This window comes from Microbacterium cremeum, from assembly GCF_015277855.1.
Classification (GTDB): Bacteria; Actinomycetota; Actinomycetes; order Actinomycetales; family Microbacteriaceae; genus Microbacterium; species Microbacterium cremeum.
In genome coordinates, this window is the sequence record NZ_CP063812.1 from 3,233,331 (window position 1) to 3,258,424 (window position 25,094).

The following is a 25,094-nucleotide window of genomic DNA, read 5'->3' on the forward strand; positions in this document are numbered from 1 at the left end:
CTACCCTGTGCACGCGGCACGGCCCCCACGGGAGGATCCCGTGGGGGCCGTGCACCGCGGCAGGCTAGGCGTGCTGCGGCAGCTTGTACGCGATGTTCACGCGCTCGATCGTGCCGTCGAACGCGAACGGCATCTTGTCGACATAGGCGCGAGAGACGGCGCCGCCGTACGCGCGGCCGATGTCGAGGCAGTCGTTCGCCGAGAACAGCAGCGGGGCGCTGACCGGGACGACACCCGAGGCCACCTCGTCGCCGTTCACGCGCAGCGTCACGTTCAGCGGACCGCCCGGCTTCGGCTCGACGTACGTCGTCTCGATCTCGATCTGCACGTCGCCCGCCGGGAGCGGGGCGGATGCCTCGATCTTGGTCCGCTGCACGAGGAACAGGTTGTACTCGTACTTGAGGACGCCGTCCTCAACGAAAGCCGTGAGACCACCGCCGGCGCCGCCGAGCTTGTAGAGCACGCCGTTCGCGCTCTCGCCCACGTTCGCCTGGATCGTCACGACGTTCGGCTTGTTTCCGAGCGCCGGCGCACAGAACTCGGGCACCCGCACCGTGTCGCCGCCCATCTCCCACTGGGTGTACGGCACCGAGATGCGGTACTCGGGGTGGTAGACGGGCACCCACAGGCCGGCGCCGACCGGGAGCACCTCGTTCTTCGCGGCCTCCATCGCGAAGAGCTCCTTCATCTCGGCGAGCTTCTCGGGGTTCTCCGCGGCGAGGTCGTGCGCCTGGCTCCAGTCCTCGTCGAGGTTGTAGAGCTCCCACTTGTCGGCGTCGGGCGTCCACGTCGCGATCCCGGGGGGCACCCCGGGCACCCACGGCAGTCGCGGACCGGTCGTCGACGCCATCCACCCGTCGGCGTAGATGGAGCGGCTCGCCATGATCTCGAAGTACTGCGTGCGGTGACGGCCCTCGGCCGTGGCATCCTCGACGGCGTAGGCGAAGCTCGTCCCGTCGATCGGATCCTGGTGGATGCCGTTGACCTCTTCGGGGTGCGAGATGCCGAGGACCTCGTAGATCGTCGGCGCCAGATCGATCACGTGGTGGAACTGCGTGCGAGGCTCCGGGTCGTGCTCGATGTGCCCCGGCCAGCGCAGGAACATCGGGTTGCGCGTGCCGCCCAGGTGCGAGGCCATGAGCTTCATGCCCTGGTACGGCGACGAACCGGCCCAGGCCCACGCGGCGTGGTACTGGTTGTCGGTCGCGGGAGTGCCGAGCGCGTCCAGACCGCCGAGCTCCTCGAGCGCAGCGATGTGCTGGTCGATCGTGGTCGGGATCATGTTCTGCGCGAGCAGCTCGCTGATGGTGCCGTTCTGTCCCTCACCCGACGAGCCGTTGTCGCCCCAGATGTAGACGACGAGCGTGTTGTCGGCGTAGCCGAGCTCGTCGAGCGTGTCGACCAGGCGGCCCGCCTGCACGTCGGCGTGCTCGCCGAAGCCCGCGCACACCTCCATGAGACGCGCCTGGAACGGCTTCTGGTGGTCGGGGATGTCGTCCCAGCCCTGCAGGCTCTCGGGACGCGGCGTCAGCACGGCGTCCTGCGGCACCCATCCGGCGGCCTTGGCGCCCTCGAGCGCCCGCTCGCGGTAGACGTCCCAGCCGTCGTCGAAGGTGCCCTTGTACTTGTCGGACCACTCCTTCATGATGTGGTGCGGCCCGTGGATGGCGCCGGTGGCCCAGTACATGAAGAACGGCTTGTCAGGCGTGAGCGCCTTGTGGTTGCGCAGCCACCCGATCGCGTCGTCGGCGATGTCCTCGCTCAGGTGGTAGCCCTCTTCGGGCGACTTGGGCGGCAGCACCGACGTCGTGTTGCGCACCAGGTTGGGCTCGTACTGCGAGGCCTCGCCGGCGAGGAAGCCGTAGAAGTACTCGAAGCCGTACCCGGTGGGCCAGCGGTCGAAGGGGCCGGCCTTCGTCGTCTCCTCGGCGGGGGTGTTGTGCCACTTGCCCCACGCGCCGGTCGAGTAGCCGTAGTTGCGCAGCACCTCGGCGATCGTGGCGCTCGTCTTGGGGATGTGGCCCGAGTAGCCGTCCCAGTCGTTCGCCAGCTCGGCGATCTGCCCCTGGCCGATGCGGTGGTGATTGCGCCCGGTGAGCAGCGACCCGCGGGTCGGCGAGCACATCGCGGTCGTGTGGAACCGGTTGAAGCCGATGCCTTCGCCGCGGAGGCGCTCGAGGGTGGGCGTCGCGACCGCTCCGCCGAGCGGCGCCGGCAGCGCGGGGCCGGCGTCGTCGATGAGGATGACGAGGATGTTGGGCGCGCCTTCGTTCAGATGACTCTCCGGCGGCAGCGGCGAGTACGTGGACTCGCCGAGGGTGCGCCCGGCGAAGCTCCCCGAGGGCTTCGGCGGGAACGGGAGCGTCCGCGCCGGCGGCAGCGGCGCTCCCACGATCGAATTCGAAGTTCCGTCCGGCATGCGCGTCTCCTGTCGTCCTCTGCTCCGGGTCCCCCGAGCAGGCCGCCACACGGCCTGGATTCGCCCTCGACGAGAACGTCGAGGTCCCGACCGCGCTGCGGCCACGATATCGCCGCGCGCGAAACAGCGGCATCGTGCGAATCGCGTGAAGCGCTCCACGCCTCCGGCGACGGGCCGCCACGGGCCCTGCGACGCGTCGATACCATCACGTATCACGCGATCTGCATGGTGCGCGGACACCGCTCGAAGTGGTCTGCTCGGTGCATGACGGCGCGATCCGACCGCAACGGCGGCGAGGTCGACGCGATGGAACTCCTTCGGCGCTTCTGCATCGACGATCCACGCGTCGAAGGCACATCGGGAGGGGCATGGGCGCAGGCCCTCGATTCGCGCACGGCTGCCCTGGTGCGGCTCGGCGCGCTCATCACGGCATCCGCTCCCACGGCATCGATGCGGTCCGCCGTCGACGACGCGATCACGGCAGGTGTCTCGGTCGGCGAGATCATCGGAGTGCTCGACGGAATGGTCGCGATCGCAGGGCTGCCGCGCGTCGTCGCGGCCGCGCCGCGCATCGCCGCGGCCCTGGGCTACGACGAGGAGCTCAGCCCGGACGACCTGTGACCGGGCGCCAGCTCAGCCGCCGAGGAGCCCGAGCGAGATCGACCGCTCGACGGCGGCGCCACGCGTGGTGACGCCCAGCTTGCGGTAGATCGAGCCGACCTCCGAGCTCACCGTGTTGCGCGAGATGAACAGCCGCTGGCCGATCTCGGCGATGGTCAGATGCGTCTGCAGGTACGGCAGCAGCCGCAGCTCGGCGGGAGTGAGCGGCACCGAACCGCCGGCCGAGGGCTGCCCCTGCATCGACGTCCGGAACTCCTCGACCTGCGTCGACAACGCACCGACGTCCGGGCGCTTGTGCAGCAGATCGTCGATCTCGCGCAGCAGATGCCACGCCGCCGAGCGATCGCCGGATGCGACGTGCGCCTTGGCGAGCTGGAGGCGCACGCTCACCGAGAGGTACGGCAGCAGGTGGGTGCACCCGACGCGCGCACGCATGCCCCGCGCGAGCAGTCGCTCCCCGGTCTCGCGATCGCCCTCGCGGATCGCGACGCGCGCCGCGACGGCGAGCGCCAGGGCCGTCGTCGCGTAGCCGTCCATGTGGCTCGCGTCGATCATGGCGACTCCCCGCCGGGCGTGCGTACCGGCGAGAGACCAGTCGCCGCGGTCGATGGCGAGGAGGGCGAGCTCGGGTTCGCTGAGGATGACCGTGTCGGGATTGCCCATCACGGTCGCCACCTCCACGGCCTCCTCGAACGCGGCGCGGGCTCCGGCGGCGTCGTCCGCGAGGAGACGCACGGACCCCCACAGATGCAGGGCCTGGTCGCGCCACGGGCTCGAGGCGGGCTCGTGCTCGATCGCGTACGAGGCATCCTCCGCCGCGCTCTCGTACCCGTCGACGCACATCGCGGCGCGCACCATCGCGCGAGCCGACTCGAACAGCACGCGGTCCGCGTCGGGGAAGCCGCTCGCGTCGATGTCGTCGAGCGCGCGCGCCCAGCGTTCGCCCGCCGCCACGTCGCCGAGCAGCACGGCCGTCCACGTGATCGACACCACCAGGGCGGGACTGGCGCGCACGACGTCCTCACCGAGCACCGTGAACCACCGGCGCACCGTGGAGACCTGGCCCTGCCCGTAGAGGGAGAGCGCGAGATCGGCGATGCGCTCGGCTGCGGCCTCGGTCTCGCCCGCCTGCAGCAGGTGCTCCACCGCCACGGCCGGCGCGCCGTGCTCCTCGTGCCACGCCGCCGCCTGCCGGTGCAGCGCCGCCACCGCGCCGGCCCCCTCGGCCCGTTCCAGGTCGGTCTGCAGGAACTCGCGGAAGAGCGCGTGGTAGCGGAACAGCCCGCGGTTGCGGTCCATCGGGATGAGGAAGAGGTTCGCGATCTCGACCTCGTGCAGACGCGCTCGCGAGTCCTCGATGCCGAGCACGGCATTGCACGCCGACGGCGACATCGCGTCCAGCACCGAGGTCCGTCGCAGGAAGTCCTGCATGTCGGCGGGAAGCCGTTCCAGGCACTCGCGGTACAGATAGTCCGCGAGATAGCGATCGTCGCCGGTGACGGATGCCGCGTCCCCGCCGCTGCGGGCGACCAGCGCGCAGAGGTACAGGCCGGTGGGCCAGCCCTCGCACTTCTCGAGGATGCTCTCGAGCTCGGCATCATCGACGCGTTCGACACCGGCCCGGTCGAAGATCGCCCGCGCTCCGGCGTGATCGAGCGACAGGTCGGCCACGCCCACCTCCCAGACCTCGCCCGCCGCGCGCAGGCGGGCGAGCAGGGGCGCTTCGCTGCGGCTCGCCACCACGATCTGAGAGCCGCGCGGCACGCGCGCGAGCAGCACCTCGAGCACGTCCTGGCAGTCCGCCGAGGACGCGCGGTGCAGGTCGTCGATGAACAGCACGAAGTCCGAGGGAGCGGCGGCCAGCGCCGCCGCGAGGAGGGGCGCCGCGCGGCCCAGCGCCGAGGCTCCGATGCCCCGCATGTCGGCGACGACGGATGCCGCGGCCGGCGACAGCGGCGAGCTCGCGGCGGCGATCGCCGACAGCAGCGAGGCCGGGTCGTCGTCGGTCCGGTCCAGCGAGACCCAGGCGACGTTCCGGGACTCTCGGGCTGCCCATTCGGCGAGCATCGTCGACTTGCCGTAGCCGGCGGGAGCGGTGACCGCCACGATCCGCGCCCCGCTCGCGCGGGCACCCTCGATCAGCCGGTGCCTGCTGACAGCACCATCCTGTACGGGTGGGATGTGGGTCTTGCTGCCGAGAAGCACCGCTTGGAGGTCCGGTCCCCCCAGGACCGTTTCGCGGGGCACGTGGGCATCCTAGCGCTGGATGGTGTCGCTCGGGCGCACCCCCGAACCTCCTGCGTTCCCCTGCCACTTCCAGGATAACGGGGGCAGGGGGCCTTGCGGCAAGGCCCCCTCGACGGCGCATACTTGTCGGTCGCGACGCGCCGCACGTCGCGATGATGTCAGGAGCCGATGCCGTGAATCCCGTCGAGACCAGCCCTTTCCATCTGCCCGAACGCCTCGCTGAGAAGGCCGACCCCGCTCTCATCAGCGATGACGAGCGCCACTTCACCGCCGTCGCCGAGGCACTCGACCGCTCCATCGCGGCGCTCACCGCGCGTCTCGACGACGTCCGGCGCCAGGCCGGCGGCCGCGGTCAAGCAGCCCTCGACCGCGATCTCGAGGTGCACCGGCTGTCGGCGCGGCTGCGCGCGCTGCGCCGCTTCTCGCTCGATGCGTGTCTGGGGCGCATGGTGCCTGCCGACGGCTCCGCGCCGATCTACATCGGACGCTTCGGCCTCAGCGCCGATCCGGGCGACGGGCTCGACGCCGAGGCAGCACACCGGCGACTCCTCGTGGACTGGCGCACACCGGCTGCCGAGCCGTTCTTCGCCGCGACCCACGCGAACCCGATGGGGCTCGCGAGCCGGCGACGGTATCGCTGGACCGGCGGTCGGGTGACCGACTACTGGGACGAGGCTTTCACCCTCGAAGGGCTCGAGCGCGGCGCCGCGCTCGACGATCAGTCCGCGTTCATCGCGAGCCTCGGCGCGAGCCGATCCCCGCGCATGCGTGACGTGCTGGGGACGATCCAGGCCGATCAGGACGCCATCATCCGGGCGGACTCGCGCGGTGCCCTCGTCGTCGACGGCGGGCCCGGCACCGGCAAGACGGTGGTCGCGCTGCATCGCGCGGCGTACCTCGTGTACTCCGACCCGCGACTGGGCACCGGTCGCGGCGGCGTCCTGTTCGTCGGGCCGAGTCCTGCGTACCTGTCCTACGTCGAGGACGTCCTGCCGAGCCTCGGCGAGGAGTCGGTGCAGACGTGCACGCTGCGCGATCTCGTGGCCGAGGGGGCGCAAGCGCTCCCCGAGCCCGATCCGGCGGTCGCGCGGCTCAAGTCCGATACGCGACTGGTCGAGGCGATCGAGCCGGCCGTCGCCCTCTACGAGGAGCCGCCCGCACAGGCGCTGCTCGTCGAGACGCCGTGGGCCGACCTGTGGCTGAGCCCCGACGACTGGGCCGAGGCGTTCGCCTCGGCCGAGCCGGGAACCCCGCACAACGAGGCGCGCGACCAGATCTGGGAGACCGTGCTCGACATCCTCGTCGACCAGGTCGACCCCGACGAGGTGCCGCCGCACCAGCTGCGCCGGGCGCTCGCAGGCCACGACGAGCTGACGCGCGCTTTCGCGAAGGCATGGCCGCTGGTCGAGGCATCCGTCGTCGTCGCCGACCTCTGGTCGCTGCCGGCGTATCTGCGGCGCTGCGCGCCGTGGCTCACCGCCGGCGAGGTGGCGGCGCTGCAGCGGGCCGTCCCCGACGCGTGGACCGTGTCGGACCTGCCGCTGCTCGACGCCGCGCGCACCCGCCTCGGCGACCCCGAGGCGTCGCGACGGAGGAGGCGACGCGAGGCGACGCTCGCCGCGGAGCGCGCCTACATGGCGCAGGTGGTGGACCGGCTCAAAGAGGCGGGCGACGAGATGATGCAGTGGCTCGACGGAGAGGATCTGCGCAACAGCCTCGTCGACGAGGCGGTGGTCGCGACGCTCGACCCCGACCTGCTCGCCGGCCCGTTCGCCCACATCATCGTCGACGAGGCGCAGGAGCTCACCGACGCCGACTGGCGGATGCTGCTGTCGCGGTGCCCGTCGCGCAGCTTCACGATCGTCGGCGACCGCGCCCAGGCACGGCACGGATTCGGCGAGTCGTGGCAGGAACGGCTCGAGCGCGCCGGCCTCGCGGACGTCTCGATCGCGTCGCTGAGCGTCAACTACCGGACGCCCAGCGAGGTGATGACCGAGGCGGAGCCGGTGATCCGTGCCGCGATCCCCGACGCGAACGTGCCCCTCTCGATCCGGTCGAGCGGCGTACCGGTGCGGCACGCCCTCGTCTCCGAGCGCGACAGCGTCGTCGACGAGTGGCTCGCCGCTCACCCCGACGGCACGGCGGTCGTGATCGGCGACCCCTCGTTCGAGCCGCGCGACCGCGTGCGCTCGCTCACCCCGGAACTGGCGAAGGGACTCGAGTTCGACCTCGTCGTGCTCGTGGAGCCCGAGCGCTTCGGCGACGGCATCGAAGGGGCCGTCGACCGGTACGTCGCGATGACCCGGGCGACCGAGCGCCTCGTCGTCCTGCACTCCGGGGCACCGGCGCAGGGCGCCGCTGCGTAGCCCTTTCGCGGACGCGCTGCAACCCCGTGTGCCACTGGGAGGGCGAGGGGTAGGACTGGACGTGTGAAGAGGATCATCTACGCGGGCAGCGAGTTTCTGACGGGGGACGAGATCGCCATCGCGCTGTTGCGATACAGCGCGGCATTGGCGGAAGTCGGGGAAGCCGAGACCGTGACGATTCCCGCTCTCGACGAGGACGGCGCGATCGGCTCCGTCGACATGCTGGTCGGACCGGCCAGTCAGATCGTGGCGGTTCCGGCCGCGCGAGGCGTGACGGAGCTGGTCGATCCCGGCGTGCTGGCGGAACTGGATGCGCGCACGCGGCGCCTGCACCCGGTGGCCGTGGTCGATCCGGCGCCCCCGGTGGACCTGGACTTCGATCGGGGCCCCTGACCGGAGTGACCAGAGGCAGCGGAGCGGACGGACGCTGGACGCTTCAGCGTGCGACGCGGCACACGCGCGCGTGTCAGCCGGCCTCGACCTCGGTCGGCGCCGCGGCGGCGTCCGAGGCCGTCGAGTGAAGGTGCATGAGCGTGACGGCATCGCGGAGCGCGCCCGTGGGCGTCTCGACCGGCGCGTAGTGGTGCGTGAACCCGTGCTCGTCGACGACGGTGATCGTGACCATCGCGAAGCCGCGCCGGGGCAGCTTGGAGTCGATGCGAGCGAGGCGAGCAGACTTCATGCTTCACAGGCTATGGGCACGCACCGACATTCGATCTGAGGCGAGGTCCTGTGTCGACGAGCCGGCTTGCGAGGTGTTGCCCCGAGACGCACCCGCTGCGGCGTTGCGCTCTCGGCGCGGGCGCCGCGGCCGCGAAGATGCTCGAATGAGCGACGGCGCATCGCACGTGACACGCGCGGCATACGACGAGGTGGTGTCCTCGCCGCGCGTGGCTGAGGGGCGGGCATCGCGTCGGGCGGTTGCGACTCCCCTGCGGCCGCGCGGCACGCACGGAAGCCCCACGTTCTCTGGCGGCTGCCAGGGAACGCGGGGCTTTCGTCCGTGTCGTGAAGCGTCACGTCAGCTGATCTTCTTCCGGTAGATCGACATCGCGATGAAGTACGCGACGACGAGGATGCCGACGCACCAGGCGAGCGCCACCCACAGGTCGGAGCCCACCGGCTGCCCGCTGAAGATGGCTCGCAGCGAGTTGACGATCGAGGTGACCGGCTGGTTGTCGGCGAACCACTGCACGGGCGCCGGCATCGAGTTCGTCGGGACGAACGCCGAGCTGATGAACGGCAGGAAGATGAGCGGGTACGAGAACGCGCTCGCACCGTCGACCGTCTTCGCTGCGAGGCCCGCGATCACCGCGACCCACGTCAGCGCCAGCGTGAACAGTGCCAGGATGCCGATCACGGCGAGCCAGTCCAGCACGCTCGCTCCGGTGCGGAACCCCATGAGCAGCGCCACGCCCACGACGATCGCGAGCGACACGAGGTTCGCCACGAGCGAGGTCAGCACGTGCGCCCACAACGAGCTCGAACGGGCGATCGGCATGGACTGGAACCGCTCGAAGATCCCGCCCTGCAGGTCGAGGAACAGCCGGTACGCGGTGTACGCGATGCCCGACGCGATCGTGATGAGCAGGATGCCCGGAAGCATGTAGTCGATGTACGACGTCTTCGAGCCGAGGTCGATGGCGCCGCCGAACACGTACGTGAACAGCAGCATCAGGGCGACCGGGGTGACGGCGGTGGTGATGATGGTGTCGGGGCTGCGCAGGATGTGGCGCAGCGAACGGCCGGTGAGGATGGCGGTGTCGCCGAAGAAATGCGTGGTGGACATCATCGCTCCTTCGTGGTCTGAGCGGGAACGGCGGCCTCATCGGTGGCGCCGTCGTCTCCGGTGATGGCGAGGAAGACCTCCTCGAGGGTGGGCTGCTTCTCGACGTACTCGACCTTCGCGGCCGGCAGCAGCTGCTTCAGCTCCGCGAGGGTGCCGTTGACGATGATGCGGCCCTTGTGCAGGATCGCGATCCGGTCGGCCAGCTGCTCGGCCTCGTCGAGGTACTGCGTGGTCAGCAGCACCGTGGTGCCGTTGTTCGCGAGCTCCTTGACGGTCTGCCACACCTCGATGCGCGCCTGAGGGTCCAGGCCCGTGGTGGGCTCGTCGAGGAAGATCACCGGCGGGTTGCCGATGAGGCTCATCGCGATGTCGAGCCGGCGGCGCATGCCGCCGGAGTACGTCGCGGCCTTGCGGGCGCCGGCCTCGGTCAGCGAGAACCGGGCGAGCAGGTCGTCGGCGATCTTGCCGGGGTTGCGCAGATGGCGCAGCTTCGCCACCAGCACCAGGTTCTCGCGGCCGCTGAGGACCTCGTCGACGGCGGCGAACTGCCCGGTCAGGCTGATCGACTCCCGCACGCTCTGCGACTGCGACGCGACATCGAACCCGTTCACACGGGCGGCGCCCGCGTCGGCCTTCAGCAGCGTCGAGAGGATGCGGACCGCGGTGGTCTTGCCGGCGCCGTTCGAGCCGAGCAGGGCGAAGATGCTGCCCCGCGCGACGTCGAAGTCGACGCCCCGCAGAACCTTCACGTCCTTGTACGCCTTCTCCAGGCCCTTCACCTGGATCGCGGGTGCTGTTGCGGTGGTCATTTCGTCTCCTCACGCTCTGCGGCGTCGATCGCCTTGATGAGGCGCTCGCGCTCCTTGTCGATCCAGTGACGCCCGCTGTACGACTGGGCGAAGGTCTCGGCGAACTCGATGGGGTCGTCGCCGACGATCTCGCGGACGGGAGTGCCGTCGGCGGCCGCGCGGTCCCACAGGTCGGCGAGATCGCCGAACATGGTGACCATCGTGTCGCCGTCGGTGACGCCGCCGTAGTACATGAAGTACCGGTGGAGCGCCTTCGCCGCGGTGCGGTACGGTTCGGGAAGGCCCTCGATGCGGGCCATGGTCTGCTTGTACTGCTTCTTCTGCTCGAGCGACCCGGTGAGGGTCTCGATCCACTTGGCGGCCATCAGTTCTCTCCTTCTTCGGTGCCTGGTGCGGTGTCGGTGTGGAGCTGTTCGATGCGTCCTGCGAGGAAGCTCCATGTCCTCCAGAACTCGGCGAGCTGGTCCTGTCCCTGTGCGTTGAGGGAGTACACCTTTCGCGGTGGACCCTTCTCGGACGGGACCTTCTCCACGTCCACCAGGCCCCTCTGCTCGATCCTGACCAGCAGCGCGTAAACCGTCCCCTCGACGATCTCCGAGAAGCCCAGCTCTCGAAGTCGTGCCGTGATCTCGTATCCGTACGCGGGTCGTGCCGCGAGCGTCGCCAGCACGATGCCTTCGAGCGTGCCCTTGAGCATCTCGGTCAGCTGATTCGCCATCGTGATCACCTCCTCCTAACTACTCGGTGTTGCTGAGTACCACTAAACGGTAACACTAGGTACCGGTACTTGGCAACACTGAATAGTGAGTTTTTTCGGCGCACCGCGAAGCGAGCTTCTTCGGCGCACCACGAAGAGAGGGACGGGGGTGTCAGCGGGCGGCGTCCCACCACTCCAGGACGCGCGTGCCGAACAGCGTGAGCCAACGCGAGGGCTCGCCCTCGCCGGCATCGACGCCGAACCACGTGCGACCCCGCAGCGGCGTCGTCTGCAGCCACGTGCCGTCGGGCTGCCGGGCGGCGCGCACCGCGTCGACGGCGTCGGCGAGACGCGGATCCGGCGCGGTTCCCTCGAGCAGCGCGGCGTCGCGGAAATGGTCGAGTGCGGCGAGCGCGCTGTAGCGATGCCGATTCGGGTGGACGAACCTCGTGACGAAGTCCCCCACCACCTCGCCGGTCGACGCGCGGTACATCAGCCGGCGCGACAGCAGGTACTCCTCGCCGCCGTGGCGGGCGGCGCGCATGCGCGTGTCGCCCGTGATCCGCTCGTAGGCGAGCAGGCCGCGCACGGCGTTGAGCGTCGAGTGGAACGAGGACCGCACGGAGTCGCCCTCCTCGGCCTCGCAGTTCCAGCCGCCGTCGGCCAGGCGATGCGCCGGGAACCACTCGACCAGTCTCGAGACGTCGGCGCCGAGCCACGCGCCGGAGGCGAGCGTGTAGGAGTTGATGCAGACGTCGACCTCGCCGCCCCAGTACGGGAGGTCGTCGTACTCCCACCGGCTGTGGCGGGCCAGTCGTTCGGCGGTGCCTTCGAGGGCGCCGGCGTCCAGCCCCCACTCCCGGAGGTCCTTCAGCACCCACGTGGTGGCCGTCCACGGCTGACCCGGCTCGTCGGCCTCGGGGCTGCCGAAGAACCCGGCGGGGAAGAACGCGCCGCCCGCCCACTGGCCGTCGTCGTCCTGCTCCGCCAGCAGGGCGGCACCGAATCCCTCGGTTGCGACGCGGGCACGGGTCGCCTGCCACGTCTGGGGCGGCGCCCCGAGGAGGTCGCGCTCGACCTGCCACCGCAGGGCGGGGTCGGAGTCGAGCAGCCAGTCGAGCAGACGCCGGTCCGTGGTCATGCGATGCACAGTAGCCGTCGGCCCCGACGCCCGCGCGCTCAGGCGCCGATGGTCTCGGCCGCCACCGCGTCGCCGACTTCGCCCGCCGCCCGCTCGCGCCGCGTCGCCACCACGAAGCGCCACAGGAAGAGGAACCCGGCCAGCGGCATCAGGATGTCGGTGTAGAGGATGCTGCCTGCGTTGCCCTGCGCCTCGTTGCCCGCCGTGATCAGCTGATGGATGTGCCCGCCCGCGGCGCCCCACAGGAACAGCGCGGGACCGACGAGTGCCGCGAGCTTCACCATCCACCCCTGCCGGCGCGGGAACGCCAGGAACCCCACAGCCGCGAACCCGAGGCTCGCGAAGGCCACCTCGAGCTGGAACGGACTCTGGTCCCACCCGATGATCTCGGCGGTGAAGTCGCCGAACACGCTGTGCATGACGAAGTTGTAGAGGTAGCTGACGCCCACCGACAGCAGCAGGAAGTGATCGAGGAGCCTTCCCCAGACGACGGATGCCGTGAGCCGGGCGCGGCGCCGTGCCCGCAGCATGCCGATCCCCGCCGTGATGAGCCCGAGCACGAAGAGGGTGACGGTGAAGTTCGAGAGGAGGAGGGTCGTGACGTCGGTGAGGGCTGCTTCCATGACATCTCCCAGGTCGGGCCGCGAATCGGCGGCGGTCGCGGTGATTGCACTGTAGCGGCGTGGGCGGCCCGACCGGTGGCCCGCCGCGCGGCGCGCCGGGTTAGGGCCGGGTCAGGGCCGAGGCGAGAGATCGGGCAGCGCCGATGTGCCGAACTCGTGGCGCAGCGCGCTCAGAGCGGCGAACCAGCCGACGAGCCCGTGGACGCCGGGGCCGGGGGCCGCGGAGGCCGAGGCCAGATAGAGCCCCGGCACGGGCGTGCGCCAGGGGTCGGGGCTGAGGACGGGGCGCCGCACCAGCTGACGCAGCATCGGCGCTCCCGCCGCGATGTCGCCTCCCGGGTAGTTCGGGTTGTGCCGCTCGACGTCGACCGCCGTACGCGAGCTCGTGGCGAGGATCGTGTCGCGGAATCCCGGGGCGAACCGCTCGATCTGCGCGATCACCGCCTCCTCGCGGTCGGCGGGACTCCCGGCGGGGACGTGCGTGTACGTCCACAGCGTGTGCCGGCCCTCGGGCGCGCGTCCGGGGTCGAACAGCGACTGCTGCCCCACGAGCACGTACGGGCGCTCGGGCAGCCGCCCGCGGTTCACCTCGTTCTCGGCCGCGGCCATCTCGGCGCGGGTGCCGCCGACGTGCACGGTGCCCGCCTGCCGCACCGCCGGATGCGTCCACGGCACCGGCTCGCTGAGCGCGAAGTCGACCTTGGCGACACCGCCGCCGTAGCGGAAGCCCTCGAGGGCCCGCCGGTAGGGCCACGGCATCCGTTCGCCTGCGAGGCGGAGGAGCGCACGCGGCGTGACGTCCAGGAGCGTGGCCCGCGCCGACGGCAGTTCGTCGAGCGACACGATGTCGCGCCCGAGCACGACCTCGCCGCCGTGCGCGCGCAGGTCGTCGACCATCGCGTCGACGATGGCCTGGCTGCCGCCGATCGGGATGGGCCAGCCCCGCGCGTGCGCGTAGGTCCCGAGCGAGAGCCCTGCCCCGGCCGCCGCGATGCTCGGCTGCGACAGGATCGTGTGCGCGGCGACCCCGGTGAGCAGGGCGGGAGCGGCGTCCTCGCGGAACCTCGCGTTCCACACCGCGCTCCCCTGCTCGAGCGCCCGCAGCCCGAACAGCGCCGCGGCGATCGGATCGCGCGGCAGGCGGAGCAGCGACGATCCGGTGAAGTCGGCGACGCCCGACGCCCGCTCGACGAGCGGGCGCATCAGCCGCTCGTACGCACGGCCGTCGACGCCGAGCCCATCGCGCGTGCGGGCGAGGTCGCGGTACGCGATGCCGGCGCGCCCGCCGTCCAGCGGCTGCGCGAACGACACCTCCGGGACGGCGAACTCGACGCGCGAGGGCAGGCCGAACTCTCGGAAGAACCGCGACTCGAAGGCGAGCGGATGCACCGCCGAGCACACGTCGTGCCGGAAGCCCGGCAGCGTCAGCTCCTTGGTGGCCGCACCGCCGCCCGCCTGGTCGGCGCGCTCGTACACGTGCACCCGCAGCCCGGCGCGCGCGAGCGTGACCGCCGCGGCGAGGCCGTTGGGTCCGGCGCCGACGACGACGGCGTCGAGCTCAGGGCGGGGTGTCGTCATGGCACCATCTCATCGGGCCCGGGCTCGTCCCCCGCGACCGGCTCGCCGCCCCGCGCCTGTTCGCCGCTCTGCGCCATCTCGCGCTGCGCCGTCGTGGCGCGGGACTGCGTGGCCGCCATTCCCTCGGCGAGATACGCCAGCCGGTGCAGCGTCTCGGCGTTGCGCCAGTGCAGCACCACGTCCATCAACGGGGCGGGCACGTAGGCCGCCGGCCCCGCCACCGCCTCCTCCTGCATGCGCACCACGCTGCCGTCCCCTCGCGCCTTCACATCGATCGTCACACGGGCCTCGCCCAGCGGCCACCCTCGCGCCTTCATGACGATGCGGCGCGGCGGATCGCACGCCTCGACGGCCGTCGAGTCGTCGATGAGCGCCGGCCACGTCCCGACCGAGTGATGCAGCCTCGCACCCGCGGACGGCCACGCCTCGTCGACCTCCCGCATGCGCGACGCACCGACCACCCACGACGGGTACAGCCAGCCATCGCGCAGCACCCGGAAGACGTCCTCGGGCGCGCATTTCAGGACCCTCACGTTGCGCGACATGGTGCCGACGCTACGACGACGGATGCCGGGGCCACAGGCCATTGCGGCAGGCCAGAGGTTGTACTAGCCCTCGTCAGCGCACGAGGCCGAGCCGGTAGGCGAGGATCACGAGCTGCACGCGATCGCGGGCGCCGAGCTTCTGCAGCAGCCGCCCGACGTGGGTCTTGACCGTGGACTCCGACAGCACGAAGCGGGCGGCGAGCTCGTCGTTGGTGAGGCCCTCGGCCACGGCGACCAGGAACTCCCGCTCGCGCGGGGTCAGCACCTCGAGCACGGCGGATGCCTCGGCGGCGGCATACGTCTCGTCCCTGCCCTGCGCGAACTGCGCGAGCATGCGCCTGGTCACGCTCGGCGCGAGCGCCGCGTCGCCGCGGTGGACGGCGCGGATCGCGCCGACGAGCTCGGCGGGGCGTGCGTCCTTGAGCAGGAACCCGCTCGCGCCGGCGCGCAGCGCGGCGAAGGCGTACTCGTCGAGGTCGAAGGTGGTCAGCACGATGATGCGCGGCGCACCCCCCGGGTCCGCGATCTGCCCGGTGATCTGCTCCGTCGCGGCGATGCCGTCGGTTCCCGGCATCCGCACGTCCATCAGCAGCACGTCGACGTCGCCGCGCTGCGCGATCGCGATCGCCCCGTCGCCGTCGGGCGCCTCGGCGACGACCTCGAGTTCGTCCTCGGCGTCGAGCACGAGCCTCAGGCCCAGCCGCACGAGCTCCTGGTCGTCCACGATCCCGATCCTGATGGGCTGCGTCATCCGTCGTCCTCTCCGTGCAGCACCGCGTGCACACGCCATCCGCCGCTCGGGCGGGGGCCGGCGTCCACGGTCCCGCCGTACATGAGCGCCCGCTCCCGCATGCCGATGAGCCCCCGGCCCGACCCGGTGGTGCGCGGCGCCGCGTGGGCGACGGCGTCGTCGTCGACGGTGATGGCCACCTCGTGGTCGGTGCACGTCACCGTCACATCGACCCGTGTCGCGGCGGGGGCGTGGCGCAGCACGTTCGTGAGCGACTCCTGCACGATGCGATGCACCGCGAGTCCGAGCCCGGGGTCGGCGGGGACCGTGCCCGAGGTCGCCAGTCGCACCGGCATGCCCGTCTCGCGGAAGCGCTGCACGAGGTCGTTGAGGTCGCCGACGCCCGGCTGCGGCGTCAGCGGCGACGAGTCGCCCGGCTCTGCCAGCACGCCCAGCAGCCGCCGCATCTCGGCAAGGGCGCTGCGGCCGGTGTCGGCCACGCGTCGCATCGTCTCGGCACCCCGCTCGGGGTCGCTCGGCGTCACGGCTGCCGCCCCCTCGGCGAGGGTGACCACGACGGTGAGCCCGTGCGAGACGATGTCGTGCATCTCGCGGGCGATGCGGGCGCGCTCGGCGGCCGCGACGAGCTGGGCCTCCTGGTCGCGCTCCCGGGCGAGATCGCGCGCGCGGGCGACGAGCGAGTCGACGTAGCGGCGGCGCCCCCCGACCGACACGCCGATCAGCACCGCGACCAGTGCGAACAGCACCGCGAGCACCGCCGAGGTGATCCGGCCGGCGAGGCCCACGTCGTCGGGCGCCGTGCTCACGAGGTTCGCGATCACGCCGGAGGCAGCGGCGATGCCGAACCCGATCCACACCGTGCGGCCGGCCGCGTACGCGCCGAGCGCGTAAAGGGCGGCGACCAGCGGCAGCACGCCGCCGCCGCTCATCGGCGACGGCAGTGCCGAGACGACGGATGCCACGACCACCGGCAGCAGCGGCCACCGGCGTCGCCACAGCAGCGAGACGGATGCCGCGGCCGCCGCGGCCACGAGACCCGCCGCCGCCCACCACGGCACCTGGGCGAGCGGGCCGAGAGCGATGCTCGCGACGAGCGCGGGGAGCCCCGTGACGACCACGACCAGGATGTCGACGAGCCGGGGATGCGCCGCCCAGAACCTGCGGAGAACGCCCGGCGGGCGCGGGAGCGCGAGTTCGGGTGCCTCCTCGGCGGCGTCCACCGCGTCCTCCCGCGTGCGCCGATCCCCGGCTCCCCCCATCGGGGAGCCGGGGATCGAGGACGCGCCGGTCATACAGCGACCCTATGCGTCGCGCCGGAGGACCACCGCCGCGGCGCCCGCCATCGCGACAGCCGGCCACGCGATCGTCACGAGCAGGTCGCGCCAGAAGTCGGCGTCGACCGCCTGCGCCGCGGCCAGGCCCGGACCCGACGACGCGAGCGTGTACAGGCTGACGTCCTGCACCCACTCGACCGGGATCGCGCCGAGCACCATCGGCACCACGAGCAGGAGGCCGAGCACGATCGCGATCGCACCGGCGCCGGCGCGCACGATCGCCCCGACGGCGAGCGCGAAGACGCTCAGGAGCGCCAGGAAGAGAGCACCGCCCAGGATCGGCAGCGCCACCTCCGTGCCGAACTCGGTGAACTCGACGGACTGGCCCATGCTCGCGAACGCCATCGAGCCCGTGACCGTGGCCGCGACGATGATCGCGAGGCCCACCACGAACGCGGTCGTGAAGAGGACGACCGCCTTCGCGAACAGCGCGGGCAGACGCCTCGGCACGGCCGCGAACGTCGAGCGGATCATGCCGGTGCTGTATTCGCCGGTGATGAAGATCGCGCCCAGCACGCCGAACACCAGCTGCGTCAGGAAGATGCCGAACGTGCCGAGCTGGCCGACCGTGATGGTCATCGCGAGCTCGTCGGGACTCGTGAGACCGCCGATCGCGAGGGCCGCGAGCAGGCTGATGCCCACCGACAGCACGAACGCCGCGCCCAGCGACCAGTAGGTGGAGCGCAGGCTCCAGAACTTGATCCACTCCGAGCGCAGCACGCCGCCGAAGGCAACATCGCGGCCCAGCCGGGTGGGGGTGAGGGTCGTGGCGGTCATCGCGTGGTCTCCGTCCGGTACTCGACGGCGTCGACGGTGAGGGCCATGTAGGCCTCCTCGAGCGACGCGCGCTGTGGGGTCAGTTCATGCAGGGGGATGCCGGAGCCCACGGCGAGCTCGGCGATCCGGGCGGCAGCGAGGCCGGTGACCTCGGCGAGGTCGTGCTCGAGCGCGACGACCGTCGCACCCTCGGCCTGCAGCAGCGGGCTCAGGGCCGAGGCATCCGTCACCCGCACCCGCACGGTCTGCCGCGACGCGCCGTCGACCAGCTCGCCGATCGGCGTGTGGGCGAGCACCCGGCCACGGCCCAGCACGATGACGTCGTCGGCCGTCTGCGCCATCTCGCTCATGAGGTGCGACGAGAGGAAGATGGTCCGCCCCTCCGCGGCGAGCGCGCGCACCAGCTGACGCACCCACAGCACGCCCTCGGGGTCGAGGCCGTTGACCGGCTCGTCGAGGATCAGCGTGTGCGGGTCGCCGAGGAGCGCCGCCGCGATGCCGAGGCGCTGTCCCATGCCGAGCGAGAAGCCGCCCACGCGACGATCGGCCACCGAGCCGAGACCGGTGAGGTCGATCACGGCCTGCACGCGGGAGTTCGGGATGCCGTGGGTCGCGGCGAGCGCGCGCAGGTGGGCCCGCGCCGAGCGGCCCGGGTGCACCGCCTTCGCGTCCAGCAGCACGCCCACCTCGGTGAGCGGCGCGGTCAGCTCGCGGTACGGGCGGCCGCCGACGGTCGCGGCGCCCGCGTCGGGGCGGTCGAGGCCCACGATCATGCGCATCGTGGTGGACTTGCCGGCGCCGTTGGGGCCGAGAAAGCCCGTCACGGCGCCGGGACGCACCTCGAAGCTGATGTCGTCGACCGCCGTCTTGGCGCCGAAGCGCTTGGTCAGGTTCTGCACGGTGATCATGCGTTCCACGCTAGGAAGAGGCACCCGTCGTCCGCGTCGGAGCGGAGACCGATCTTCGCCGGCGCCGACGTCGTACCACGGTGCCATCGCGCGACGATGCGGTGGCCCGGCAGTCGGGCCACCGCATCATCGAGTCAGCCGCAGGAGTGCGCCGCGAACTCCGCATCCAGCGGGGCCGACACCGGTTCGCCGGACACCGTCGCGGTCGCCTCGCCGGTCACCGCGCCCGCCGCGATCGACGCCTGACGCGTCGTGAACGCGTACGACGCCGACGTGTCGGCCGCGAGAGCGGAGACCGTCTTGGTGCCGAACGGGGTGGCCAGGGTCAGCGACACCGGCACGTCCTCGTCGTTCGAGACCCGGACCGTCAGCACCGTCTTGCCCACGACGCACCGCGCGCCGGTCGTGATCGACACGTCCAGCGTCGGTTCCGGCGCCTTCAGCACCCCGAGGCGTGCCAGCTGCAGGCTGAGCGCACGCTCGGGCGCGTCGATCTGGTTCTGCGTCCCGACGGCCCCGGCGCTCACCGCTTCGGCATCGGCGAGCAGCTCTTCGAGCTCCGCCCACTCCGCCTCGGGGTAGTCGGCCGCCTCGAGCGTGCCGGCGTGCGCGATCGCGGCATCCAGGTCGCTCTTGTCGAGCGGGAGGCCCTGCGACGTCAGCGTGTCGCTGAGCAGGTAGTGGTCGAAGTCGACGTGCCCGCCCGTCTGCTGCGTCGCGTACGAGAACAGCCCGACACGGTGCCCCATGAAGTGGGTCAGCGTGCCGTCCAGGGTCTGCGGCCCGACCCGGTTGCCGAGCTGCTGCCACGTCACGCCGTCGAGGCTGTAGAAGAAGGTCGTCCACAGCTGCCCGGCCGGGCTCGCGAAGTCGAGATCCGCCTTCAGATGCACCTCCGTCGCACCGCCCAGGTCGGCCGTCGTCCCCGGGAGGAACGTCTCGACCGCCGCCTGGTCGATCGTCGCGGGGAACGGCTGGACGCGGTTGACGACGCCGACCGTGTCGACCCCGTTCACCCGCTTGACCGCGACGTAGGAGAAGCCGCGGTTGTAGGCCGCGAGGCCCGCCACGTCGCCGTCCTTCATGCCCGAGATGTCGAGCTTCGTCTCGGCGGACTGCCGCGGCCCGAAGGTGCGCTGCGACAGCGTGTTGCGCGCCTCCTCGAGGAACGTGACCTCGTCGTCGTTCGCGAGCTTGAGATGCTTGTACGTCCCGGTGACCACCTTGCCCGAGGTGAGCCGCAGCCACCCGTCCCGGTCGGTCAGCGACCAGTACCGGTTGTCGGGCGCGTGGTTCCACTCCCACGGCAGCGCGAGACGCGAGCCGTTCGGGGCGATCTCGTCGGGATGCGCCAGCTCGGTGGTGAGCGGACGCCCTTTCAGCGAGACGTCATCGACGAGGAAGTCCATGAGGTGCGTGTCGGGGGCGGCCTGCGCGTTGGCATTGCTCGTCCACGGCGTCTCGACGAAGATCCTCATCGACGACAGGCTCTGCGAAGCCGGGACCGTGAAGCTGCCCGTGATCGTCGCCCACTGGCCCCGGGTCGCGGTGACGCTGGCGAGGTTCGTGAACGTGCTGCTGCCGTACCGCGCGGTGACGAGGAACTGCTTCGTCGCCGGGCTCGCGGGGTTGACGTACTTCACCTTGGCGGAGATGTCATAGGTGACGTGGTGCTGCACCTTGCCGGTGACGTCCTGCGCAGGACCCGATCCGGTCGTGGTGCGGCCCGACGCGAGCAGCGAGCCGGCGCCGGTCGCGGCATCCGTCGACGCCGTCAGCGTCGCCGTGTCGTTCACCGTCCAGCCCTCGGTGCCGTTCTCGAACCCGGGGTTGGCGAGCAGCTCGACACCCAGCAACGACTCGTCGACGTCCGGCGGAGCCGGGATCGTCCACTGCTCGTCCATGTACGCGCGGTGCGGAGCGTCGTTGTCGAAGTCGTCCGAGACCACCACGCTCTTCTGCCGCTCGTACAGCTCCTGCTCGGGGCTGAGCCGGATGGGGTTGTCGAACGCGCCGTTCACGGGCACCGAGCCGGCATTGCCGAACGTCGGCCAGCCGTCCGACCACGTGGCCGGGATCAGCGCCGGGATGCGCCCGATCGGGAAGGTGTCGCGGAAGAACATGCCCCACCAGTCGGTGCCGCCGTCCTCGCGGGCGATCGGCACCAGGCTCCCCTGCGCGAACCCGTTGGAGTTCAGCACGCCGCGCGCCTCGTACGGGTTGCTGCCGTCGCCCGTCGCGTGACGCCCGAGCAGCTCGTCGGAGCGGAAGAGCACGACCTGGCGCCCCTGGCCCGACGGCCACGTGATGATGACGATGTAGTACTTGCCGTCGATGTACTGCACCTGCGCGCCCTCGAAGAGCCCGCCGAGGAACGGCGACCCGGGATAGTCGGAGGTCCGCAGGATCTGCGGGTACTCGGCCACCACGGTCTTCATGTCGCTGCTCAGCTTCACGGCGCTGGTCGACCCGGACCCGTAGAAGATGTACGGCGTCCCGTCGACGTCGAAGAACAGCGAAGGGTCATGGAACGCGCGTCCCAGCGGGATCCGCTCCCAGGAGCCTTCGTCGATGTCGTCCGTCACGTAGATGTAGGAGCCGCCGAGGTTGTTCGTGTTGAACGCGACGTACCACTTCCCGTCGTGGTACCGCAACGACGACGCCCACTGACCCTGCCCGTACGAGCTCTGCCCGTTGCGCAGCGAGAACGCGTCGCTGATGTCGGCCCGATCGAACACGTAGTTGACGATCTCCCAGTTCACCAGGTCGTACGACTTCATGATCGGCGCACCCGGGCTCAAGTGCATCGTCGTGCTGATCATGTAGTAGAGGTCGCGCCCCTCGTCGTTGTCGGACGCAGGCACGCGCTCCACCGACACGTCGGGGACATCGGCGTTCAGCAGCGGCACGGTGTACGTGCCGTCACCCTTGTCGGTCGACGTGAAGCCCGAGTCGGGCTGCCACGTCTCAGCCGCCTGCGAGGGCGGGGCGGCGAGCAGCAGCGCGGCGGCGACGGCGGCCGCGCTCGCCAGGGCGAGCGGCCGCATCGCGCGGAGGGCGGATGTCGTAGGCACGGTTCCTCCTCAGTCCCTCGGACCGCCGGTCACTGTGCGTCTTCCCACAGGGTCAGGGTGAGCGTCGCGGAGTAGCTGCCGGGTGCGACGTCGCGCGGGGTCTTCAGGTACAGGTCGGCGTTGGCGTTCCAGGTGCCGACGGCGCGCGCCTGACCGGAGTCGAGCGCCAGCGAGAGGAGTTCCTCGCCGGCGAGTCCCACGTTGTTGGGGCCCTCGTCGAAGACGGTGCCGACCTCCGGCCCTTCGGCGACCTGTCCGTCGTCCACGGTGAGCAGACGCGGGACCCAGCCCAGGTGCTCCGGTCCGATCTCGGGCACCCCGGGCGCCGAGAACGACGACGACTGACCCGTGATGTACCACGACAGGTCGGACGGCACCTCCTCGCGGTCGTCCGAGACCGTCACCGTCGGGAGCAGTCCCGTGAACTCTCGGAGCTCCGGGTCCGTGGAGTCGACCTCGGTGAGGCCGGTCGCGTTCGCCGCGACCGACATCGTCAGGGCGCCCACGGGCGGCAGCGCCTCGATGTCGACGCTCACCTGGACGTCGTCGTCGCCGAGCTCGTCGGCGACCGCGGCACCGGCGGCGCCCAGCAGCAGCATCCCGCCGAGCACGCCCGCTGCCGTGCGGACGAGGGTTCCGTTGGTCTTCATGCGTTCTTCTCTCTTCCCGGCGGGCGACGTCGCCGCGCCGTATCGCTGTGCAGCCGGACCATCCGGCCGTCATCGGTTCGGGGGCCCGGGGTGGCGGTCCGCGCTGCGGACCGCCACCCCGGGCGGGTGTTCTCAGCCGCAGCTGTGCGCCGCGTACGGCGCGGGCACGACAGCCGAGACCTGCTCGCCGGCGACCGTGGCGGTCGCCGTCACCTCCGCGGCTCCTGCCGGAGCGGCGGTGAGACGCGTCGTGAAGGCGTTCGACACGGACTTGCCCGCACCGACCGTCACCGACGTCTTCGTGCCGTAGGCGGTCGAGACCGAGACCGAGACCGGCACGTCCTCGCCGTTGGAGACCTTCACCGTGAGCACCGACTTGCCGGCGACGCACCGCGACGCGGCCTCGGCGGTCACGTCGAGCGTCGGCGCGCTCGCCTGGGCGAACGACCACGTGTCGAGCTCGAACAGGTCGCCGCTGCCGCCGCGGTACGTGAAGAAGAGGTCCTGCGTGCCCGTCGCGCCGTTCAGCGCGCCGGTCAGCTCGGTCCACTCCCCGACGGTTCCGCTCACCGGGATCGTGCCGATGACCGCACCGGTCTCGCTCCCCGTGCGGACGTCGATCGCGCCGCCGGCCTGCAGCGGCTTGACCTTCACCGTGACGGATGCCGCACCGGCGTCGCCGAAGGCCACGGCCGACAGCCCGGTCCAGTCACCGTTGTCGATGTCCTTCACGACGAGGTTCGCAGCGGCCGGACCGAACTGCGTCGAGCCGCCGTCGATCTTCTGCGTCGCGATGCCCTTGCTCCAGCCGAACGTCTCGGCCTCGAACGTGCGGAACGGATCGAAGTCGCGCACCTGGTCCACGCCGGCGTAGTCGCCGACGACCTGCTGGATGGTGCCGTCCTCGTTGAACGTCATCTCCTGGATGTGCGGGCTGCGGTAGCCCTGCGTGGTGTTCCCGTTGATGCGCTTGTTCAGGGTCGGGGCGTGGTAGGTGAAGTAGTACTTGCCCTCGAACTCGAACACCGACTGGTGGTTGTTGCCGCCCGTGCCCGCGCCGAAGAACTGCGACTGGTTCGGGAAGAGCAGACCGACGTACTTCTCCTTCGGGAAGTTCGTGGGGCTGTCCGACATCAGGTACGGGATCTGCCCGCCACCGGGGTATCCGGGAAGCGGCGTCTGGTTGCCTCCGAAGTCGTTCCCGCCGAAGTGCGACGAGTAGCTGAGGTAGTACCTGCCCTCGCGCTCGAAGACGTGCGCGGCCTCGAACGAGACGGGGGTGTCGACGACCATCGCCGAGCCCTGCGTGTTCACCATGTCGTCGGCGAGCTCGATGACGCGGATGTTCTTCGGGTTGTTGTACCGCTCGGCCGCCGGCATGCTCGTCGAGGCCGGACCGCCACCGAAGTAGAGGTAGGGCGTGCCGTCCGTGTCGACGAACGGGGCGGGGTCGAACTTCCACGCGACGGCCTCGGCGCCCGGCGTGGAGCCGTTGATGAGCGTGCTCGTGCGCTCGCTCTTCCACGGTCCCAGCGGGCTCTCACCCGTGATGACGTTGCTCGAACCGCCGCCGTTGGCGTAGTAGAGGAAGTACTTCTCCTCGCCGTTCACGACCTTCTTCGCGAAGCCCGGAGCCCACGAGTTGCTCGTGAACGGGGCGATGCCCTGGGGTCCGGCCACCTGGATCTCGCCGTGGTCGGTCCAGTTCACGAGGTCCTCGGATGAGATCAGCGTGATCTGGTTGATATTGCCGTAGTTGATCTGCGGCGAGACGCCCGTCACGGGGTCGGGCATGTACCCCTGCGTGTCGTTCGTCATGAACATGTAGACGCGGCCGTCCTCGGCGTAGCCGAACCCGTCGGCGCCGAACTTGTGGCCGATCAGCGGGTTGTGCTCGCCGGGCAGCTTGCCGACGACCTCGATGGTCTTCGACGGCGGCGGGGGCGGCGGCGCTCCGACGAGCGACACGTCGTCGACGACGAAGTCCATGAGGTGCGTGTTCGGATCGGCCGAAGGAGTGCTCGTCCACGGCGTCTCGATGAACAGTCGGGCCGTCGCGGTGCTCTGGCCGGCGGGGATCGTGAAGGTCGAGTTGATGTAGCCCCACTGACCGCGGGCGGGCGTGGTGCTGCCGAGGTTCGTGTAGGTGCCGCCCCCGTAGTGCATGGTCGCGAAGAACTGCTTGGTGGCCGGGCTGCTCGCGTTGTCGTACTTCACCCGCGCCTTGATCGTGTAGGTCTGGCCGGACTGCACCTTGCCGGTCAGATCCTGCATGGGGCCGGAGCCGGTCGTGGTGCGGCCGGTGACCTTCACCGCGGACGCGCCGGCGTACGCGTCGTCCACGATCGAGAGCGTGCCCCCGTCGGCGGCGTTGCCGTTGTTCACGAACCAGCCTTCCAGTCCGCTCTCGAAGCCGCCGTTCACGATGAGCTCTTCGTCGGCGGCTGTCGCCGGCATCGCGAGCCCGCTGACGATGAGCGCCGTGGCGGTCACCGCGGCGCCCAGCACGCCGGCCATCCGGCGGCGTCTGGCCGCGGGACGGATCATCTCCTTGGTCAAGGTTCCTCCTCATTGATCGATCAACCTTGGTCCGCCTGCACCACGTACAGACATGGGAAGCGAGTGGGCCGATGGGCGACCCGAGCTTTCGGCGTGCGTGAGCACGGCTGCGTGCACGGCATCCGATGGGCGGACGCTTGCATGTTAGCGGTCACAGAATGAGCCCGCAAGAGATCTCGCCCAAGTCCTGTTCGCGCTATCACGAC

21 protein-coding genes are annotated in these 25,094 nt (G+C 70.9%); 3 read left to right on the forward strand and 18 right to left on the reverse strand.

The window, feature by feature from the left end; translation table 11 throughout:
• Window positions 1-64: 64 nt before the first annotated feature.
• Entirely contained in the window at window positions 65-2,419 is a 2,355-nt protein-coding gene (locus IM778_RS14545; protein WP_194409543.1) for an arylsulfatase, read from the reverse strand.
• 264 nt (window positions 2,420-2,683) lie between these two features.
• Between IM778_RS14545 and IM778_RS14550 the strand changes: the two genes are divergently transcribed.
• Window positions 2,684-3,040 (forward strand): carboxymuconolactone decarboxylase family protein, encoded by a 357-nt coding sequence (locus tag IM778_RS14550; protein WP_194409544.1) that lies wholly within the window; start codon window positions 2,684-2,686, stop codon window positions 3,038-3,040.
• A 12-nt stretch (window positions 3,041-3,052) separates the two neighbouring features.
• Here the strand turns inward: IM778_RS14550 and IM778_RS14555 are convergent, their stop codons facing one another.
• Window positions 3,053-5,287 carry a LuxR family transcriptional regulator gene (locus IM778_RS14555; protein ID WP_194409545.1) on the reverse strand — a complete coding sequence of 745 codons (2,235 nt, stop codon included), beginning with the start codon at window positions 5,285-5,287 and terminating at the stop codon, window positions 3,053-3,055.
• A 173-nt stretch (window positions 5,288-5,460) separates the two neighbouring features.
• Here IM778_RS14555 and helR point away from each other — a divergent pair, with 173 nt between their 5' ends.
• Together helR and IM778_RS14565 are read left to right on the forward strand one after the other, a co-directional pair.
• Window positions 5,461-7,653 (forward strand): RNA polymerase recycling motor ATPase HelR, encoded by a 2,193-nt coding sequence (gene helR, locus IM778_RS14560; RefSeq protein WP_228484575.1) that lies wholly within the window; start codon window positions 5,461-5,463, stop codon window positions 7,651-7,653.
• A gap of 63 nt (window positions 7,654-7,716) precedes the next feature.
• Window positions 7,717-8,046, forward strand: a complete 330-nt coding sequence (locus IM778_RS14565) for a hypothetical protein (RefSeq protein WP_194409546.1) — start codon at window positions 7,717-7,719, stop codon at window positions 8,044-8,046.
• A gap of 73 nt (window positions 8,047-8,119) precedes the next feature.
• On the opposite strand, the gene IM778_RS14570 is transcribed toward IM778_RS14565, so the two are convergent.
• The 16 genes from IM778_RS14570 to IM778_RS14645 form a co-directional block, all read right to left on the reverse strand.
• On the reverse strand, window positions 8,120-8,335 hold the full coding sequence (locus tag IM778_RS14570) for a hypothetical protein (RefSeq protein ID WP_194409547.1): 216 nt from the start codon (window positions 8,333-8,335) through the stop codon (window positions 8,120-8,122).
• A gap of 339 nt (window positions 8,336-8,674) precedes the next feature.
• Window positions 8,675-9,442: an ABC transporter permease gene (locus IM778_RS14575; RefSeq protein WP_194409548.1), complete on the reverse strand. Its 768-nt coding sequence runs from the start codon at window positions 9,440-9,442 to the stop codon at window positions 8,675-8,677.
• Complete coding sequence (locus IM778_RS14580) at window positions 9,442-10,251, reverse strand: ABC transporter ATP-binding protein (protein ID WP_194409549.1); 810 nt, start codon at window positions 10,249-10,251, stop codon at window positions 9,442-9,444. The genes IM778_RS14575 and IM778_RS14580 overlap by 1 nt, the downstream gene beginning before the upstream one ends.
• Window positions 10,248-10,616: a DUF1048 domain-containing protein gene (locus IM778_RS14585; protein WP_194409550.1), complete on the reverse strand. Its 369-nt coding sequence runs from the start codon at window positions 10,614-10,616 to the stop codon at window positions 10,248-10,250. The genes IM778_RS14580 and IM778_RS14585 overlap by 4 nt, the downstream gene beginning before the upstream one ends.
• Window positions 10,616-10,969, reverse strand: coding sequence for a PadR family transcriptional regulator (locus IM778_RS14590; RefSeq protein WP_194409551.1), 354 nt, complete (start codon window positions 10,967-10,969; stop codon window positions 10,616-10,618). The genes IM778_RS14585 and IM778_RS14590 overlap by 1 nt, the downstream gene beginning before the upstream one ends.
• 151 nt (window positions 10,970-11,120) lie before the next feature.
• Window positions 11,121-12,089, reverse strand: a complete 969-nt coding sequence (locus IM778_RS14595) for a squalene cyclase (RefSeq protein ID WP_194409552.1) — start codon at window positions 12,087-12,089, stop codon at window positions 11,121-11,123.
• A gap of 38 nt (window positions 12,090-12,127) precedes the next feature.
• A complete protein-coding gene (locus tag IM778_RS14600) occupies window positions 12,128-12,712 on the reverse strand; it encodes a DUF6790 family protein (RefSeq protein ID WP_194409553.1) in 585 nt (194 codons plus the stop codon).
• Window positions 12,713-12,823: 111 nt separating this feature from the next.
• The gene (locus IM778_RS14605) at window positions 12,824-14,290 is read right to left on the reverse strand and encodes a phytoene desaturase family protein (RefSeq protein WP_194409554.1); all 1,467 of its coding nucleotides are present in this window, start codon (window positions 14,288-14,290) and stop codon (window positions 12,824-12,826) included.
• Window positions 14,287-14,835, reverse strand: coding sequence for an SRPBCC family protein (locus tag IM778_RS14610; protein WP_194409555.1), 549 nt, complete (start codon window positions 14,833-14,835; stop codon window positions 14,287-14,289). The genes IM778_RS14605 and IM778_RS14610 overlap by 4 nt, the downstream gene beginning before the upstream one ends.
• A 73-nt stretch (window positions 14,836-14,908) precedes the next feature.
• Window positions 14,909-15,586, reverse strand: a complete 678-nt coding sequence (locus IM778_RS14615; protein WP_194409556.1) for a response regulator — start codon at window positions 15,584-15,586, stop codon at window positions 14,909-14,911.
• Window positions 15,583-16,878: a sensor histidine kinase gene (locus IM778_RS14620; RefSeq protein WP_194409557.1), complete on the reverse strand. Its 1,296-nt coding sequence runs from the start codon at window positions 16,876-16,878 to the stop codon at window positions 15,583-15,585. Before IM778_RS14620 ends, IM778_RS14615 begins: the two co-directional genes overlap by 4 nt.
• Before the next feature lie 9 nt (window positions 16,879-16,887).
• Window positions 16,888-17,697 (reverse strand): ABC transporter permease, encoded by an 810-nt coding sequence (locus tag IM778_RS14625; protein WP_194409558.1) that lies wholly within the window; start codon window positions 17,695-17,697, stop codon window positions 16,888-16,890.
• Window positions 17,694-18,605 carry an ATP-binding cassette domain-containing protein gene (locus tag IM778_RS14630; RefSeq protein ID WP_194409559.1) on the reverse strand — a complete coding sequence of 304 codons (912 nt, stop codon included), beginning with the start codon at window positions 18,603-18,605 and terminating at the stop codon, window positions 17,694-17,696. Before IM778_RS14630 ends, IM778_RS14625 begins: the two co-directional genes overlap by 4 nt.
• A gap of 134 nt (window positions 18,606-18,739) precedes the next feature.
• On the reverse strand, window positions 18,740-21,679 hold the full coding sequence (locus tag IM778_RS14635; RefSeq protein ID WP_228484576.1) for a family 43 glycosylhydrolase: 2,940 nt from the start codon (window positions 21,677-21,679) through the stop codon (window positions 18,740-18,742).
• Between the two features lie 29 nt (window positions 21,680-21,708).
• The gene (locus tag IM778_RS14640) at window positions 21,709-22,329 is read right to left on the reverse strand and encodes a hypothetical protein (RefSeq protein WP_194409560.1); all 621 of its coding nucleotides are present in this window, start codon (window positions 22,327-22,329) and stop codon (window positions 21,709-21,711) included.
• 132 nt (window positions 22,330-22,461) lie between these two features.
• Entirely contained in the window at window positions 22,462-24,888 is a 2,427-nt protein-coding gene (locus IM778_RS14645; protein ID WP_228484577.1) for a family 43 glycosylhydrolase, read from the reverse strand.
• Window positions 24,889-25,094: the final 206 nt, after the last annotated feature.

Bases quoted from the DNA above. Each gene is read 5' to 3' on its own strand.
- IM778_RS14625 (WP_194409558.1), bottom strand. From the start codon at position 17,697: ATGACCGCCACGACCCTCACCCCCACCCGGCTGGGCCGCGATGTTGCC.
- IM778_RS14640 (WP_194409560.1), bottom strand. From the start codon at position 22,329: ATGAAGACCAACGGAACCCTCGTCCGCACGGCAGCGGGCGTGCTCGGC.
- IM778_RS14595 (WP_194409552.1), bottom strand. From the start codon at position 12,089: ATGACCACGGACCGGCGTCTGCTCGACTGGCTGCTCGACTCCGACCCC.
- IM778_RS14575 (WP_194409548.1), bottom strand. From the start codon at position 9,442: ATGTCCACCACGCATTTCTTCGGCGACACCGCCATCCTCACCGGCCGT.
- IM778_RS14570 (WP_194409547.1), bottom strand. From the start codon at position 8,335: ATGAAGTCTGCTCGCCTCGCTCGCATCGACTCCAAGCTGCCCCGGCGC.
- IM778_RS14610 (WP_194409555.1), bottom strand. From the start codon at position 14,835: ATGTCGCGCAACGTGAGGGTCCTGAAATGCGCGCCCGAGGACGTCTTC.
- IM778_RS14580 (WP_194409549.1), bottom strand. From the start codon at position 10,251: ATGACCACCGCAACAGCACCCGCGATCCAGGTGAAGGGCCTGGAGAAG.
- IM778_RS14550 (WP_194409544.1), top strand. From the start codon at position 2,684: ATGACGGCGCGATCCGACCGCAACGGCGGCGAGGTCGACGCGATGGAA.
- IM778_RS14615 (WP_194409556.1), bottom strand. From the start codon at position 15,586: ATGACGCAGCCCATCAGGATCGGGATCGTGGACGACCAGGAGCTCGTG.
- IM778_RS14600 (WP_194409553.1), bottom strand. From the start codon at position 12,712: ATGGAAGCAGCCCTCACCGACGTCACGACCCTCCTCCTCTCGAACTTC.
- IM778_RS14605 (WP_194409554.1), bottom strand. From the start codon at position 14,290: ATGACGACACCCCGCCCTGAGCTCGACGCCGTCGTCGTCGGCGCCGGA.
- IM778_RS14590 (WP_194409551.1), bottom strand. From the start codon at position 10,969: ATGGCGAATCAGCTGACCGAGATGCTCAAGGGCACGCTCGAAGGCATC.
- IM778_RS14620 (WP_194409557.1), bottom strand. From the start codon at position 16,878: ATGACCGGCGCGTCCTCGATCCCCGGCTCCCCGATGGGGGGAGCCGGG.
- IM778_RS14630 (WP_194409559.1), bottom strand. From the start codon at position 18,605: ATGATCACCGTGCAGAACCTGACCAAGCGCTTCGGCGCCAAGACGGCG.
- IM778_RS14545 (WP_194409543.1), bottom strand. From the start codon at position 2,419: ATGCCGGACGGAACTTCGAATTCGATCGTGGGAGCGCCGCTGCCGCCG.
- IM778_RS14585 (WP_194409550.1), bottom strand. From the start codon at position 10,616: ATGGCCGCCAAGTGGATCGAGACCCTCACCGGGTCGCTCGAGCAGAAG.